The sequence below is a fragment of the Streptomyces sp. NPDC096152 genome (genome assembly GCF_044763235.1).
In the GTDB taxonomy this organism is placed as follows: Bacteria; Actinomycetota; Actinomycetes; order Streptomycetales; family Streptomycetaceae; genus Streptomyces.
Genome location: NZ_JBIWFW010000004.1, coordinates 732,264 through 747,273 on the forward strand (window position 1 = coordinate 732,264; position 15,010 = coordinate 747,273).

A 15,010-nucleotide genomic window follows, 5' to 3' on the forward strand; every position below is an offset into this window, starting at 1 on the left:
GGGGAGGCTCCCGGGAGGGCCTCGCGGGAGTGGCCCCCCGGCGGCCTCACGATGCGCCCGCCTCCCGAGCATCACGGGGAGCTCCCTCGGGGGGCCGGCCGAGGCCCGCCGAGGCCCGCCGACGGCCGCCGCCCGGAACCTCGCGGAGAGCCGCCCGCCCAGGAGCCTCGCAAGGAGCCGCCCCTGGGTGCCTCTCGGGGGGGGCGCCCCCGGGGGCTTCCACCTGGGGCCCGCCGGGTGCCACCCCGGGGCCCGCCGGGGAGCCTCCCTCCGGGGCCCCGCCGGGAAGCCGCCTGCCCGGGAGGCCCTGTCCGTCCCCCGGGCCCCTCAGCCGGCGGTGAACGCCACCGGCGCGCTGCTGTAGCCGTAGAGGAAGTTGGAGTACACGCGCTCGGCCGGGCCCCGGGACTCCACGGTGCCGACCATGTCGCGCAGGGCGTCGAGGAGCGCCTTGAGCTCCTCGCGGCCGAGGAACGCGCCGAGGCAGAAGTGCGGGCCGAAGCCGAAGGTGACGTGCTTGTTGGGGGTGCGGCCCAGGTCGTAGCGGCGCGGGTCGGCGAAGACGCTCTCGTCGAAGTTGGCCGAGGTGTTCCACAGCGTGACGACGTCGCCCGCCGGCACGGTGCGGCCGCCGATCTCGACGTCCACCAGGGCGCGGCGGCCGAAGTGCATGGCCGGGGTGGTCCAGCGCAGCACCTCCTCGGTGGCGCTGTCCACGCCGACCTCGCCCGCCTTGAACGCCCGCCACTGGTCGGGGTGTTCGACGAATCCGAGGACCGCCCCGATGGACGCCATCCGGCTGGACTCGTCGCCGCCGATGATGAGGCTGTAGCAGTTGAGGACGATCTCCTCCTCGGTGAGCGGCCTGCCCTCGATCTCCCCGGTGGCCAGGGCGCTGATGACGTCGTCGCCGGGGTTCCTGCGGCGGCTGCGCGCCAGGTCGGAGAAGTAGAGGAGGATCTCGTTGCGGGCGAGCCAGGCGTCCTCGGGGGTGCCCTCGCTGCTGTCGGCGCTCAGCACCTGCTTGTTCCAGTCGAGCAGCGGCTGCCGGTCCTGCGGGGGCACGGCCATCAGGTCGCAGATGGTGCCCATCGGGATGTGCTCGGCGATCGCCTCCGCGTAGTCGAAGCCGTCGCGCTCCAGTGCCTGCGCGAGCAGGTCCCGGGTGCGGATCCGCACCTGCTCGACCACATTGCGCAGGGCCCGCGGCGAGAACGACTTCAGCATCAGGTTGCGGATGGCGCGGTGGCGGGCCCCGTCGCTGACGGCGAGCATCTTCCCGGCCGCGGAGTCGCCGCCCTGCAGCAGGGTGGCGAGCACGTTGCCGCGCTCGGAGGTGAACCGGGCGTTGTCCTTGTAGACGGCCAGCACGTCCTCGTAGCGGGTGAGCGCCCAGAAGCCGGGCCGGCCCGGGGTGGGCCGGTGGTGGTGGACGGGTCGTTCGGTTCGGAACCGCTGCCACAGGTCGTGCAGTTCGCCGGGGCTGCCGGTGACGAAGGTCCTGGGGTCGGTGAGGTCCACGGCGTCCAGGTCGCCGTGGGTGGCCCGGACGGTGTCGGTCGTCGTCATGTCCGCTCTCAGTGTCGGTCCCGCGGGGTCCGCGGGTTCACGGGTTCGGTGCGCGCGTGCCGGGCGGTGACTCGGCGCGCCGCCGGATGCCGTGCAGCCACTCGCGGCGGACGAGTCCGCTGGGCAGCCGGATGAGCATCCAGTAGCGGGCGAACCGGCGCCGGGCCGCCTCGTCGGTGCTGAGCACCCGCGTCTCGGTGCTGAGCCGTCCCCCGACGACGCGGAAGTCGAAGGCGACCTTGTAGTGGCCGGGGCGGTCGAAGTCGGTGAAGGACCGGGCGACCGGGGCGGCCAGGCGGGCGGGCCCCTTGGGTTCCTCGGTGGCCACCACCGCCCCCACCACGAGCTGGTGCGCGTCGCGGTGCAGTTCGGTGAAGCCGCCGCTCGTCATGGAACCCAGGAAGGGCTCGTCGGCCTTGTCGCGCCGGGTGCCGAGGGAGCCGGCCAGCATCAGCGCGTGGAAGAGGGGCACGTCCCGCCAGCGGGTCTCGTCGACCGCCCGCAGCACCCGGGCGCGGGGCGCGCGCACCGCGACCGCGTGCCGCTCCCGGTGGTCCCAGCGCGGCAGCAGCCGGTCCAGGGCCCGGCCGGCCGGACCGTCCCCGTCCCCGTTGTTCCCGGGGCCGTGCGGGGCGTCCGCGCCCTCCCCGTCGGCCCCATGAGGCAGAGCGTCCGTGCGGTCCGTGCCGTGCGTGTCGTCCATGTCAGTCGCTCCCGTCGGGGGCCGGTGCGGGCTGCCGGGTGCGCCGCTGGAAGGCCAGGGCCAGCACGGTGAACAGCAGCCCGCCGAGCATCCAGTAGGGCTCGTAGACGAGCACGCTGAAGCGGTCCTCGCCGGTCAGCGGCTTGTCCCGCTGCCCGGCGAGGAAGACCACCAGGTCGACCATGGCGGGCGCGGCGTGGAAGACCATCAGCAGGGCGCAGCCCCAGGCCCCGGACAGCACCAGGCGGCGCGGGAAGTACAGGCCCCAGAGCTGCACCAGGGCGAGGGCGAGGGCCGCCCCGCCGAGGTTCATCGGAATGGCGATCAGGTCGATCACGAACAATGGCGTGTTGTCGACCAGGGACTCGCCCGGTGGCAGCCCGAAGGTCCCGCCCAGGGCCCAGTAGGTGTGGAACGCCGCGAACACGACCATCCACGCGCACGCGGTGAAGGCCGTTCTGCGCTGCCAGGCCGCCGCGGGCGGGATACGGCGGGCCCGCTCGGTGGCGCGGGCGGGGATGCGGTGCTCGGCAGCGGGTGTGCTTTCCATGACGTTCCAATCGGGGCTGGACGGTGGTTCCGTCGGATGCCGGTCAGGCGGACAGCTCGGATCCATACCCCATCGGGCAGCCGTAGACGGTTTCCGCCCCACCGGATTCGGCCTCCCGCGCGTCGGCGGCGGTGGCGTGCACGTGACTGCGGGCCGCGTGGAGTCCGGGGAAGAACCACTTGTCCAAAGTGGTGCGCAGGAACTCCGATCCCGAACTGCCGCCGCTGCCGGGCCGGGTGCCGAGGGTACGGACGACCAGCAGCCAGTGCTGGTAGCGCCACCGGTGGAACAGGGCGTCGTACTCCAGCAGGTCCTCGGCGGTCTCCCGCAGCTCGTCCTCGGGCCGGCCGGGTGCGAAGAGCTGCTCGGGGGCGAGGCCGCGGCGCTGGAGCACCTGGGTGAACACGTCGTTCAGGTTGGCCTCGTGGAAGCGGCTCAGCAGCCGCTCCCGCTCCTCGGTGGTGGCGCCGGGCAGGTTGAGGTAACGGCGGTCGCGCAGCCCGGAGATCATCTCCAGCTCGCGGAACTGCACCGACTGGAAGCCGCTGGACTCCCCCAGCACGCCCCGGAACTCGTCGAATCCGGCCGGGGTCATGGTGCCGAGCATGTCGAGGTGGCCGAGCCACAGCGAGGCCATCCGGGTCACCCGGCGCAGCCCGCGCCGGGCCCGGCCGAACCGCTCCTCGCGCAGCGCGTCGCGCACGCTCTCCAGCTCGTGCAGCGCGCAGTTGAACCAGAGTTCGATGGCCTGGTGGGTGATGATGAAGAGGATCTCGTCATGGGCGTCGGTGCGGGGGCGCTGGAGCGTCAGCAGTCCGGGGACCTCCAGGTACGAGCCGTAGGAGAGCGGTTCGGCGGGCGCGGTCTGCGTCAGGGGTTCGGCGACGGTGTCGGTCATGGGATGGTCCCCTCGGTGTGCGACGCTCAACGAGCGGCGGCGGTACGGTACTTGCGGATGGCCAGCGGGGCGACGACCGTGAGGATCAGCGCCATCCAGGCCAGGCTGAGCGCGACGGGGTGGTCGCCGGGGAAGGAGTGGCCGGTGGTCGCGGCGGGGTTGCCCCACAGGCCGCGGCAGGCGCCGACCACGCTGCTCAGCGGGTTCCACTCGGCCGCCACGGTCAGCCAGTGCGGCAGCCCGGTGAGCGGGATGAAGGCGTTGGACAGGAACAGCACCGGCATCAGCAGCAGCGACGGAACGGACGAGGCGGTTGCCGGGTCGCCGAGCGAGAGCCCGATGAGCGCGCCGAGCCAGGCCATCGTGAATCCGAACAGCAGCAGGATGCCGAACCCGGCGAGGACGCTCGGCGCGTTCTCGTGGGTGCGCCATCCGATGCCGAGGCCGACCGCGGCCATGGCGAGGCAGCTGAGCGCACGCAGCACGGTGTCGCCGAGGGTGCGGCCGACCAGGACGGCCGCACCCGACATGGGCAGGGAGCGGAAGCGGTCGACGAGGCCGTTGCGCAGGTCCTCGACGGCGCCGACCGCGGTGCCGGGGACGGCGCTCATGACGCCCTGGACGAAGATGCCGGCCATGATGAACTCGGCGTAGTCGCCGTGCGGCACCTCGATGACGCTGCCGAACAGCACCCCGAAGAGCAGGACGAAGATCATCGGCAGCAGCACGGCGTTGACCAGCCGGCCCGGTGCCCGCCGCAGGTGCCGCAGATGCCGTTCGAGGCAGATCAGCCCGTCGTTCAGTGCGGCCCACGGCCCGTCGCCGTGTGCCGCCCGTGTGATTGCGCTCATGCCGCGCTCCACTCCTCGCTGCGGTGTCCGGACCGGTCCGCGGTCTCGTCCGCGGCCCGGTCGCCGGTGCTGTCCCGGGCCTCCGCGCCGGGGGTGTCCCCCGAGGTCTCCTCGGGGGGCCGGCCGGTGCGTCCGGTGAGGCTGAGGAAGACGTCGTCGAGGGAGGGGCGGCGGACCGCGAAGTCCGTCACGGCCACTCCGCCGGCCCGCAGCGCGACCGCCGCCTCGGCGATGTCGTGCAGTCCGCCGTCCAGCGGCACGGACAGCACCCGGCCGTCGTCGCCGGCCAGCGGGGCCGCGCCCACCGCGCGGGTGAGCGCGGCGGTCGCGGCGGGCTGCTGGGCCGGGTCGGCGAGCCCCACCTCCAGGCGCTCGCCGCCGACCCTGCGCTTCAGCTCGTCCGAGGTGCCCTCGGCGATCACCCGGCCGGAGTCGACGACCACGATCCGGTCGGCCAGTTCGTCGGCCTCCTCGAGGTACTGGGTGGTGAGCAGCACGGTCACACCCGCCGCGACCTGCTCGCGGATCAGCGCCCACAGGTCGAGCCGGCTGGCCGGGTCGAGCCCGGTGGTCGGCTCGTCGAGGAAGAGGACGGAGGGCCGGGCGACCAGGCTGACCGCCAGGTCCAGCCGGCGGCGCATACCGCCGGAGTAGGTGCCCGCGGGCCGGTCGGCCGCGTCGGTCAGGCCGAACCGGTCCAGCAGTTCGGCCGCCCGCTGCCGGGCCCCGGCGCGGGTCAGCCGCTGCAGCATGCCGACCATGCGCAGGTTCTCGGCGCCGGTGAGCTGCTCGTCGACGGCCGCGTACTGGCCGGTGAGGCCGATCGCCCGCTGCACCTGGCGGCGTTCGCGGACCACGTCGTACCCGGCCACCCGGGCGGTGCCCGCGTCAGGTTCGAGCAGGGTCGCCAGGATGCGGACGGTGGTGGTCTTGCCCGCGCCGTTGGGCCCGAGCACCCCCAGCACGGTGCCTGCCGGGACCGCGAGGTCGACGCCGCGCAGGGCCTCGTGGTCGCCGTACCGCTTGCGCAGTCCCTCCGTGTGTATCGCCAGCTCCACAGTTCGCTCCTCACTCACCGCGGACTCGGTCCGCGAGCAGTCGGCCGATCTCGGCGATCGGCCCGGGACGGGTCATCTCGTCGTGGGCGCAGGCGACTTCGTGGATCTCCAGCCGCCCGGTCACATGGGCCTGCCAGGACTCGGCGCGCGGTGCGTCCGCGTCGCGGCCCTCGGTGGCGAGGAAGTACAGGACGTCGCCGCGGTACAGGCCGGGCCGCAGCGCGTCGCCGACGGCCTGGTTGTTGGCGGCGACCCGTTCGATCGCCGCCACGTGCCGGGCCCGCAGGCCGGCGAGCCCGGTCTCGCCCTCGCCGAGCAGCCGGGCCACGGCCGCGTGGTCGAGGGGGGTGCTCTCGTCGGCGGGCGCGCGGCCGGTCAGCCCGGCGAGCCCGCGCAGGAAGCCGTCGCCGCCGTGCTCCACGTGCTTGCGCCCGGTCGGGTACGCGTCGAGCAGCGCGAGCAGGGCGACCTCCTCGCCCTCGGCCTGGAGCCGGGTGGCCATCAGGTGGGCCACCAGACCGCCGAAGGACCAGCCGAGGAGGTGGTACGGGCCGTGCGGCTGCACCTTCCTGATGTGGGCCAGGTAGTCGTCGGCCATCTCCTCGGCGTCCCGGGGGAGCCGTTCCTCTCCGGTCAGCCCCCGTGCCTGCAGCGCGTAGACCGGGCGGTCCCGCTCCAGAGCCGGTACGAGCCCTGAGTAGACCCAGCCGACGCCGAGCCCGGGGTGCACGCAGAACAGCGGCGGCAGGCCGCCGCCGGCCCGCAGCGGCAGCAGCACCTCCAAAGCGTCGTCGAGGGTGTCGTGGCCGAGCCGTCCGGCGAGCCGGGCGACCGTCGGTGCCTCGAACACGGTGCGCACGGTCAGTTCGCTGCCGAGCGCCTCCCGGATCCGTCCGGCGAGCCGCATGATCAGCAGGGAGTGGCCGCCCAGGTCGAAGAAGTCGTCGTCGATGCCGACCCGGTCCGCCCCGAGCACCTCGGCGAACAGCCGGCACAGCAGCTCCTCGCGCTCGGAGCGCGGTGCCCGGTAGGCCTGGGAGGAGGTGAACTCCGGTGCGGGCAGGGCGCGTACGTCGAGTTTGCCGTTGTGCGTCAGCGGCAGTGCGTCGAGGGGCACGAACGCGGCGGGCACCATGTACTCCGGCAGCGCGCCGGCGACCAGCGTCCGCAGCTCGTCCGCTCCGGGTACGGCGTCCCCGGTGACGTAGGCGACCAGGCGCCGGTCGCCCGGGGCGTCCTCGCGCGGCACCACGGCGGCCCGGGTGACGCCCGGGTGCCCGGCCAGTACGGACTCGATCTCCCCGGTCTCGACGCGAAAGCCGCGCAGCTTGACCTGCCCGTCGCCGCGGCCCGCGTACACGAGCCGGCCCTCGTCGTCCCAGTACGCCAGGTCACCGGTGCGGTACATACGCGTCCCGGCCGGTCCGAACGGGTCGGCGACGAAGCGCTCGGCGGTGAGCGCGGCCCGGTCGAGGTAGCCGCGGGCCAGGCTCGCCCCGGCGATGTACAGCTCGCCGCGCACACGGGGCGGGACCGGGCGCAGCCACGCGTCGAGGACGTAGGCACGGGTGTTGGCGAACGGCCGGCCGATGGGCACGGGCCCGGCGGGCAGGGGCTGTCCCGGTGCGATGCGGTACTGCGCGCAGTTGACGGTGGCCTCGGTCGGCCCGTACACGTTGACCACGGTGGTTCCGGGCCGGCGGGCCCGGAATCCGGCGAGTGCCTCGCCGGTCAGCGCCTCGCCGCCGAGGAGGAGTTCACCGGTCGGAGTGTGGGCGTCGGGTGCCGTCGCGAGCAGCGGCAGGTGGCTCGGGGTCGCCTTCAGGAACGTGACGGCGGTGCCGGGCGCCGGTTCGTCGTCGAGTGCGCCCAGGCGGACCTGGCCGCCGGTGACGAGCGGGGTGTAGAGGGCGGTCACGGTCAGGTCGAAGGTGACCGGGGAGTGCACCAGCGCGGCCCCCGCGGCGCTCGGGTACTCGGCCGCCGTCCAGCTCAGGTAGTCGGTGACCGAGCGGTGTTCGACCACCACGCCCTTGGGGCGGCCGGTCGAGCCGGAGGTGTAGATGACGTAGGCGGGGTGGGCCGGGGAGAGCGGGGCGGCGCGGTCCGCGTCGGTGAGGTCGGCGCCGTCCCGCGCGGCGAGGTCCCGGACGGTCTCCGGGGTGTCGAGCAGCAGCGGGGCGGGACCGGCGGGCAGGCCGGCGGCGACGGCCGTCTCGCTCAGGACCAGCACGGGCGCGGCGTCGGCCAGCACGAAGCGGGTGCGCTCGGCCGGGTGGTCCGGGTCGAGCGGCAGGTAGGCGGCGCCGGACTTCAGCACCGCGAGCAGCGCGACCACCAGGCCGGGCGAGCGAGGCAGTGCGATCGCCACCACCCGCTCGGGACCGGCGCCGTGGGCCACCAGGAGCCGGGCGAGCCGGTTGGCGCGGGTGTTCAACTCCTCGTAGGAGAGCGTCTCCTCGGCGGCGGCGAGCGCGGTGGCCCGCGGGGTGCGCCGGACCTGCGCCTCGAACAGCGCGGGCAGCGGCGCCTCCGGCGTCTCGCGGGTGCCGCCGTCGCCGTGGGCGAGCAGCCGCGCCCGCTCCGCGGGGGTGAGCACGTCCAGGGTGGCGACCGGCGCGTCGGGCCGGTCGGTGGCCGCGGTGAGCAGCGTGTCCAGCCGCCCGGCGAGGCGCTCGGCCGTGGCCCGGTCGAACAGCTCGGTGTGGAACTGGAGCACGCCGTCGACACCGGCGGGCGTACCGGCGGAGTCGAACCGTTCGCCGAGGTGGAGGGCCAGGTCGAACTTGGCCACGTCCGACTCGGCGGCGTACGGGGCGGTGGTCACGCCGTCGAGCCGGAAGTCGGCCTCGGCGTTGTTGTGCACCGACAGCAGCACCTGGAAGAGGGGGTGGCGGGCCAGTGACCTGGCCGGGTTCAGCACCTCCACCAGCCGCTCGAACGGCAGGTCCTGGTGGGCGTAGGCGGCGAGGTCGGTCTCCCTGACCCGGGCCACCAGTTCCCGGAAGGTGGGCGTGCCGGAGGTGTCGGTGCGCAGCACCAGCGTGTTGACGAAGAAGCCCACGAGGTCGTCGAGGGCGTCGTCGGTGCGCCCGGCGACCGGGGTGCCGACGGGGATGTCGGTGCCCGCGCCCTCCGCGGTGAGGACGGCGGCGAAGCCCGCCTGGAGCACCATGAACATGCTGGCGCGGGTGTCGTGGGCGAGCCGGGCGAGCCGGGCGTGCAGCCGCGCGTCCAGGGTGAAGCGGACTCCGGCGCCGCGGTTGCCGAGCACCGCGGGGCGCGGCCGGTCCAGCGGCAGTTCGAGCTGGTCGGGCAGGCCGGCCAGGGTGTGCTTCCAGTGCGCGATCTGCCGCGCGGCGACGCTGCGGGAGTCCTGCTCGTCGCCGAGCACCCGGCGCTGCCACAGCGCGTAGTCCGCGTACTGCACGGGCAGCGGCGCGAGTTCCGGTGCGCCGCCCGCCCGGCGGGCCGCGTAGGCGGCGGCGAAGTCGCGGGCGAGCGGGGCCATCGACCAGCCGTCGGTGGCGATGTGGTGGACCACCAGCAGCAGGACGTGTTCCTCGGGCCCCGTGGTGAACAGGGTCGCCCGCAGGGGCACTTCGGTGGTCAGGTCGAATCCGCGGGCGGCCTCGGCGGCGAGCAGCGGGCCGAGTTCGGCCTCGGTGGCGGTGGCGAAGGTGAACGCGGTGCGGGTCCGGCCGGCGGGGAGCACCTGCTGGCGGGGCTCGCCGTCGGTGGCGGGGAAGACGGTGCGCAGGGTCTCGTGGCGTTCCGTGACGTCGGCGAGCGCCGCGTCGAGAGCGGCCCGGTCGACGGGGCCGTGCAGCCGTACGGCCAGCGGGATGTTGTACGTGGCGCTCGGGCCCTCCATGCGGTTGAGGAACCACAGCCGGCGCTGGGCGAAGGACAGCGGCACCGCCTCGGGCCGGTCCGCGGCCCGCAGCGGGGGCCGGGCACCGCCGGCCGCGGCGACCCGTTCGGCCAGCTCCGCCGGGGTCGGCGCCTCGAACAGGGCCCGGATGGCGAGTTCCACGCCGAGGTCCGTGCGGACCCGGCTGACCAGGCGGGTGGCGAGCAGGGAGTGGCCGCCGAGGGCGAAGAAGCTGTCGTCGACGCCGACCGTCTCCATACCCAGGACCTCGGCGAAGAGGGCGCACAGCGCCTCCTCCTCCGCCGTCTCGGGGGCGCGGCCCGTGGTGGAGCCGGCGAGCTCCGGGGCGGGCAGCGCCTTGCGGTCGACCTTGCCGTTGGGGGTCAGCGGGAACTCGTCGAGGACGACGGTGGCGGAGGGCACCATGAACTCCGGCAGCACCCCCGCGACATGCTCGCGCAGCGCCTCGGCCCGCGCCTGGCGTCCCGGTGCCGGGACCACGTAGGCGACGACCCGCTTGTCGCCGGGCTCGTCCTCGCGCACGACGACCACGGCGTGGCCGACGCTCTCGTGCAGGCCGAGCACGGACTCGATCTCGCCGAGTTCGATGCGGAAGCCGCGGACCTTGACCTGGTGGTCGGCGCGCCCGGCGAACTCCAGCCGGCCGTCGGGCCGCCACCGCCCGAGGTCGCCGGAGCGGTACAGGCGGGAGCCGGGCGGGCCGAAGGGGTCGGCGACGAACCGCTGCGCGGTGAGGCCGGGCCGCTCGTGGTAGCCGCGGGCCAGGCCGGGCCCGGCGATGTACATCTCGCCGACCGCGCCGGGCGGCACCGGGCGCAGCCAGCGGTCCAGCACGTACACGCGGGAGTTGACGAAGGGGCGTCCGATGGGCGGAGTGCCGCCGACGCCGAGGGGGCCGCTCATGGTGGCGCCGACGGTGGTCTCGGTGGGGCCGTAGCCGTTGAGGAGGCGGCGGCCGGGGGCCCAGCGGGCGACCAGTTCGGGGGTGCAGGCGTCGCCGGTGGAGACCAGGGTGGCCCCGGCGAGGACGTCGTCGCCGGCCGGGAGCGAGGCGAGCGCGACCGGGGGCAGGGTGGCGTGGGTGACCCGGTGCCTGCGGACCAGGGCGGCGAGCGGGTCGCCGGGCAGCAGGTCGTCGGCGGAGCCGAGGACGAGCGCGGCGCCGGAGAGCAGGCCCATCGCGATGTCCCAGAAGCCCGCGTCGAAGCTCACCGACGCGAACTGGAGCACCCGGCTGCCGGGTCCCGCCTGGACGGCGTCGGCCTGGGTGGCGACCAGGCTGGCCAGGCCGTGGTGCGGGACCACGACGCCCTTGGGGCGGCCGGTGGAGCCCGAGGTGTAGATGACGTACATCGGGTGGGCGGTGGTCAGCGGTGTGAGCCGTTCGGCGTCCGTGACATCGCCGGCGTCGCGGGCCGCGAGGGCGGCCGTGGTGCCGGGGTCGTCGAGGATCAGCCGGGGCACGTCCGGCGCGGTGTCCGCGAGCGGTGCGGCGGCGGCCGCGGTGGTGACCAGCAGGGTGGGCCGGGCGTCGGCCATCATGAAGGAGAGCCGGTCGACGGGGTACTCGGGGTCGAGCGGCAGATAGCCGGCCCCCGCCTTGAGCACCGCCCACAGCGCGGTGACGAGTTCCACCGAGCGGGGCACGGACACGGCGACGAACTGCTCGGGTCCGACGCCGAGTTCGATGAGCCGACGGGCCAGCCGGTTGGAGCGGGCGTCCAGTTCGGCGTAGGTGACGGTGGTGTCGCCGAAGAGCAGCGCGGGCGCGTCGGGTGTCTCGGCGACCCGGGCCCGGAACAGCTCGGGCAGGGTCGCCGGGGTGACGGCGCGGGCGCTGTCGTTGAACTCGTCGAGCAGGCGCCGGCGTTCCGCCGGGGCGAGCACGTCGAGCCGGCCGACGGGCCGGCCGGGGTCGGCGACGACGGCCGTGAACAGCCTTACCAGCCGGTCGAGTACGGCCCGTGCGGCGGCCTCGTCGAACAGGTCGGGGGCGTAGCACAGCCGCAGGTGCAGGTCGTCGCCCATCAGGCCGGCGGCGAGGTTGAGCGGGTAGTGCGCGCCGTCGCGGCCGTCGACGCCGCTGAACCGGACTCCGTCGACCTCCAGTTCCTCGGTGGTCGGGTCGACGGGGTAGTTCTGGTAGACGAGCGTGGTGTCGAACAGCTCCTGGTGGCCGGAGAGCTGCTGCACGTCGGTGAGCCGGACGTGCTGATGGGCGAGGAGCTCGGCCTGTTCGGCCTGGATGCGGGTGAGCGCGTCCACGAGCGGTTCCCCGGGACGGAACCGGACGCGTACCGGCAGGGTGTTGATGAACAGCCCGACCATGGTGTCGACGCCCGGGATCTCCGGCGGCCGGCCCGAGACGATGGCGCCGAAGACGACGTCGTCGCGGCCGGTGAGGGCGGACAGCAGCAGCCCCCAGACGCCCTGGACGACGGTGTTGACGGTGAGCGAGCGGCTGCGGGCGAAGGCCAGCAGGGCTGCCGTGATCTCCGGCGGCACCTCGTGCCGCAGCCAGCCGGGCCGGACCAGTTCCCGGCCCCGGTGCACCGGGGCGACGAGGGTCGGCTCGTCGATGCCGTCGAGCGCGGCACGCCACGCCTCGCGGGCGGTGTCCGCGTCCTGGGCGGCGAGCCAGGCGAGGTAGTCGCGGTACGGGGTGACCGGGCGCAGCACGGCGGGGTCGCCCTTGCTCCCGTACAGCTCGAACAGCTCCCGCACCAGGACCGGCACGGACCAGCCGTCCATCAGGATGTGGTGCTTGGTCAGCATCAGCCGGAAGCGGCCGGGGCCGAGCCGGAAGACGGTGAACCGCAGCAGCGGCGGGCGGGTGAGGTCGAAGCCCCGGGCCCGGTCCTCGTCGGCGTGCCGGGCGAGTTCGGCTTCCTGCTTGTCCTCGTCCAGGGCGCTCAGGTCGATCTGCGTCCAGGGCACCTTGACCTGGCTGTGCACCAGCTGCACCGGCTCGGTGGACCGGTCGTGGCGGAAGCCGACCCGCAGGTTCGCGTGCCGCTTCAGCAGTGCCCGCGCGGCCAGGCGCAGGGCGCGGGCGTCCAGGGGCCCTTCGAGGTCGAGGAGGAGCTGGTGGACGTAGAGGTCCGGCCCGTCCTCGTCGTACAGGGCCTGGAACAGCATGCCCTCCTGCAGTGGCGACAGCGGGAGGACGTCCTCGATTGCGGACCTGCTCACTTGGCCATCTCCCATTCGTCCGAGAAGTCGTCCTCGTCGTCCTCGTCGTCCCAGTCGTCCGGGGCGACCGGCCCGGCCCCCGAGGTGAAGGCGTCGAGCTCGTCCTGACTGAGCCGGACCAGTGACAGGTCCGACGGGGTGAGTCCGCCGATGCCGGCGTGCTCGGCGTGGGCCGCGAGGGCCCGCACGGCGCGCGAGAAGCAGGCGGTGAGGTCGCGTACGTCCTGCTCGCGCAGCAGGGTTTGCGGCCAGGACCAGACGAGCAGCAGGCGCGGCCCGTCCGGGTGGTCCTCGGTCATGGCGTTCACGCCGAGGGCGTGGGTCAGCGGGGTCTCCGGGTCGGGCCGGCCGCCGGACAGGTCGGCGCCGCCGACCATCTCCGCGTCGGCGACCGGCGTCCAGGGCGCCGCCTCGCCGCTGCCCGCCGGGGCGGACCGGCCCAGGTAGTTGAAGCTGATCTGAGGGCCGGGCAGACCGTCGAGCACGTCCCGGGTGCGGTGGTTGAGATGGCGCAGCAGGCCGAAGCCCAGTCCGTGGTCGGGCAGGGCGCGCAACTGCTCCTTGACCCGCTTGAGCGCCTCGCCGACGGCCGGGCCGCCGCTCTCCGGTCCGGCCGGGTCGCACCCGCCCGGGTCCAGCCGCACCGGGTGCAGGCTGGTGAACCAGCCGACGGTGCGGGAGAGGTCCACGCCGTCGACGACGTCCTCGCGGCCGTGGCCCTCCAGGTCGACGAGGACCGCGCTCTCGTCGTCCTCGCCGCGGCGGGCCCGCCAGTCGGCGACCGCCAGGGCCAGCGCGGTCAGCAGGACGTCGTTGACGCCGGCGTGGTACGCGGCCGGCAGCGAGGTCAGCAGCGGGGCGACGTGCTCGGCGGGTTCGGTCGTGGTCAGGAAGCGCATGGTGGCGAACACGTCCTGACCGGGGTCGAGCGGACGGTCGCCGAGCAGCGCGTCCGGCTCCTCCAGGATGGCCTCCCACAGCGGGAGTTCGGCCTCACGCTCCGGGGTGTGGGCGAGTTCCAGCAGGTGCTGGGCCCAGCGCCGGAACGAGGTGCCGGTCGGCTGGAGCGCGGGCTCCTTCCCCGCGGCGAGCGACTCGCAGGCGGCGGCCAGGTCCGGGACGAGGATCTGCCAGGACACGTTGTCGACGACCAGGTGGTGGGCGACGAGCAGCAGCCGTCCCGGCCGCCCGGCCCCGGCGTCGAACCAGACCGCCTGGAGCATCACCCCGGCGTCGGGGTCGATCCGTCCCCAGGCGGCCTCGCTCTCCCGCGAGGTGAGCGCGCGCAGCTCCGCGGCGTCCAGGTCCGCCGCGTCCACCCGCAGTACCTGGTCCGCGGCGTCGACGGTGCCGCGCTCCGGCACCTCGAGCCGCCACTGCCCGGTCTCCCGGATCAGCCGGGCGCGCAGGGCGTCGTGGTGGTCGAGGAGCGCCTGCAGGGCTGCGGTGAGCCGGTCCTCGGTGAGGTCCGCCGGGGCCTGGAGCAGCATGGACTGGTTGAACCGGCCGATGGGCCCGCCGCGTTGGCGCAGCCAGTGGACGGCCGGGGTGAGCGGCACGTCACCGATCCCGAGGTCCGGGCCCTCGCCTACGACCTGGTCCAGGCTGCCCGCGACGGCGGCGAGCGCGGCCACGGTGCGGTGCTCGAACACCTGCCGGGGGGTGATGACGAGTCCGGCCTGGCGGGCGCGGCTGACGAGCTGGATGGACATGATGCTGTCGCCGCCGAGGTCGAAGAAGCTGTCGTCGACGCCGACCGTGGTCAGGTTCAGCAGCTCGCGGTAGATCCGGCTGAGAGCCTCCTCCCGCTCGGTGCCGGCCTGCCGTCCGCCGGGGGTGGCGGACAGGTCGGGGGCGGGCAGGGCCTTGCGGTCCAGCTTGCCGTTGGGCGTCTGCGGGAAGGCATCCAGCACGACGACCGCTGCCGGGATCATGTAGTCGGGCAGGGACTCTCCGACGTGGGCGCGCAACCGCGCCGGGTCCGGTGTCTGCTGCGGGCGGGGGACGACGTAGGCGGCGAGCTGCTTGACGCCCGGGGTGTCCTCGCGGACGACGACGGTGACCTGACCGACACTCTCGTGACGGGCCAACACGGCCTCGATCTCACCGAGTTCGATACGGAAACCACGGATCTTGACCTGGTCGTCCGCCCGGCCCAGATACTCCAGCTGACCGTCCACCCGCCAGCGCACGAGGTCGCCCGTGCGGTACATCCGCTCACCGGGCCCACCGAAGGGCGCGGCGACGAACCGCTCGGCGGTCAGAGCGGGCCGGCCCAGGTAGCCGCGGGCCAG

8 protein-coding genes are annotated in these 15,010 nt (G+C 74.4%); all 8 read right to left on the reverse strand.

Going from position 1 to position 15,010, the window contains the following annotated elements:
* Positions 1–327: 327 nt before the first annotated feature.
* Positions 328–1,569: a cytochrome P450 gene (locus tag ACIQ9G_RS17720; protein WP_403609985.1), complete on the reverse strand. Its 1,242-nt coding sequence runs from the start codon at positions 1,567–1,569 to the stop codon at positions 328–330.
* A 37-nt stretch (positions 1,570–1,606) separates the two neighbouring features.
* Entirely contained in the window at positions 1,607–2,272 is a 666-nt protein-coding gene (locus ACIQ9G_RS17725) for a hypothetical protein (protein WP_403609988.1), read from the reverse strand.
* A 1-nt stretch (position 2,273) separates the two neighbouring features.
* A complete protein-coding gene (locus ACIQ9G_RS17730; protein ID WP_403609990.1) occupies positions 2,274–2,822 on the reverse strand; it encodes a DUF3995 domain-containing protein in 549 nt (182 codons plus the stop codon).
* 43 nt (positions 2,823–2,865) lie between these two features.
* Positions 2,866–3,720 carry a tryptophan 2,3-dioxygenase family protein gene (locus ACIQ9G_RS17735; RefSeq protein ID WP_403609992.1) on the reverse strand — a complete coding sequence of 285 codons (855 nt, stop codon included), beginning with the start codon at positions 3,718–3,720 and terminating at the stop codon, positions 2,866–2,868.
* A gap of 26 nt (positions 3,721–3,746) precedes the next feature.
* Positions 3,747–4,571, reverse strand: coding sequence for an ABC transporter permease (locus tag ACIQ9G_RS17740; protein ID WP_403609994.1), 825 nt, complete (start codon positions 4,569–4,571; stop codon positions 3,747–3,749).
* Positions 4,568–5,629: an ATP-binding cassette domain-containing protein gene (locus ACIQ9G_RS17745; RefSeq protein WP_403609997.1), complete on the reverse strand. Its 1,062-nt coding sequence runs from the start codon at positions 5,627–5,629 to the stop codon at positions 4,568–4,570. The genes ACIQ9G_RS17740 and ACIQ9G_RS17745 overlap by 4 nt, the downstream gene beginning before the upstream one ends.
* A gap of 10 nt (positions 5,630–5,639) precedes the next feature.
* Complete coding sequence (locus tag ACIQ9G_RS17750) at positions 5,640–12,716, reverse strand: amino acid adenylation domain-containing protein (RefSeq protein ID WP_403609999.1); 7,077 nt, start codon at positions 12,714–12,716, stop codon at positions 5,640–5,642.
* Positions 12,713–15,010: condensation domain-containing protein (locus ACIQ9G_RS17755; RefSeq protein ID WP_403610002.1), on the reverse strand; the 2,298-nt coding region annotated here is incomplete at its 5' end. The genes ACIQ9G_RS17750 and ACIQ9G_RS17755, both read right to left, overlap by 4 nt.

Bases quoted from the DNA above. Each gene is read 5' to 3' on its own strand.
- ACIQ9G_RS17735 (WP_403609992.1), bottom strand. From the start codon at position 3,720: ATGACCGACACCGTCGCCGAACCCCTGACGCAGACCGCGCCCGCCGAA.
- ACIQ9G_RS17725 (WP_403609988.1), bottom strand. From the start codon at position 2,272: ATGGACGACACGCACGGCACGGACCGCACGGACGCTCTGCCTCATGGG.
- ACIQ9G_RS17730 (WP_403609990.1), bottom strand. From the start codon at position 2,822: ATGGAAAGCACACCCGCTGCCGAGCACCGCATCCCCGCCCGCGCCACC.
- ACIQ9G_RS17720 (WP_403609985.1), bottom strand. From the start codon at position 1,569: ATGACGACGACCGACACCGTCCGGGCCACCCACGGCGACCTGGACGCC.
- ACIQ9G_RS17740 (WP_403609994.1), bottom strand. From the start codon at position 4,571: ATGAGCGCAATCACACGGGCGGCACACGGCGACGGGCCGTGGGCCGCA.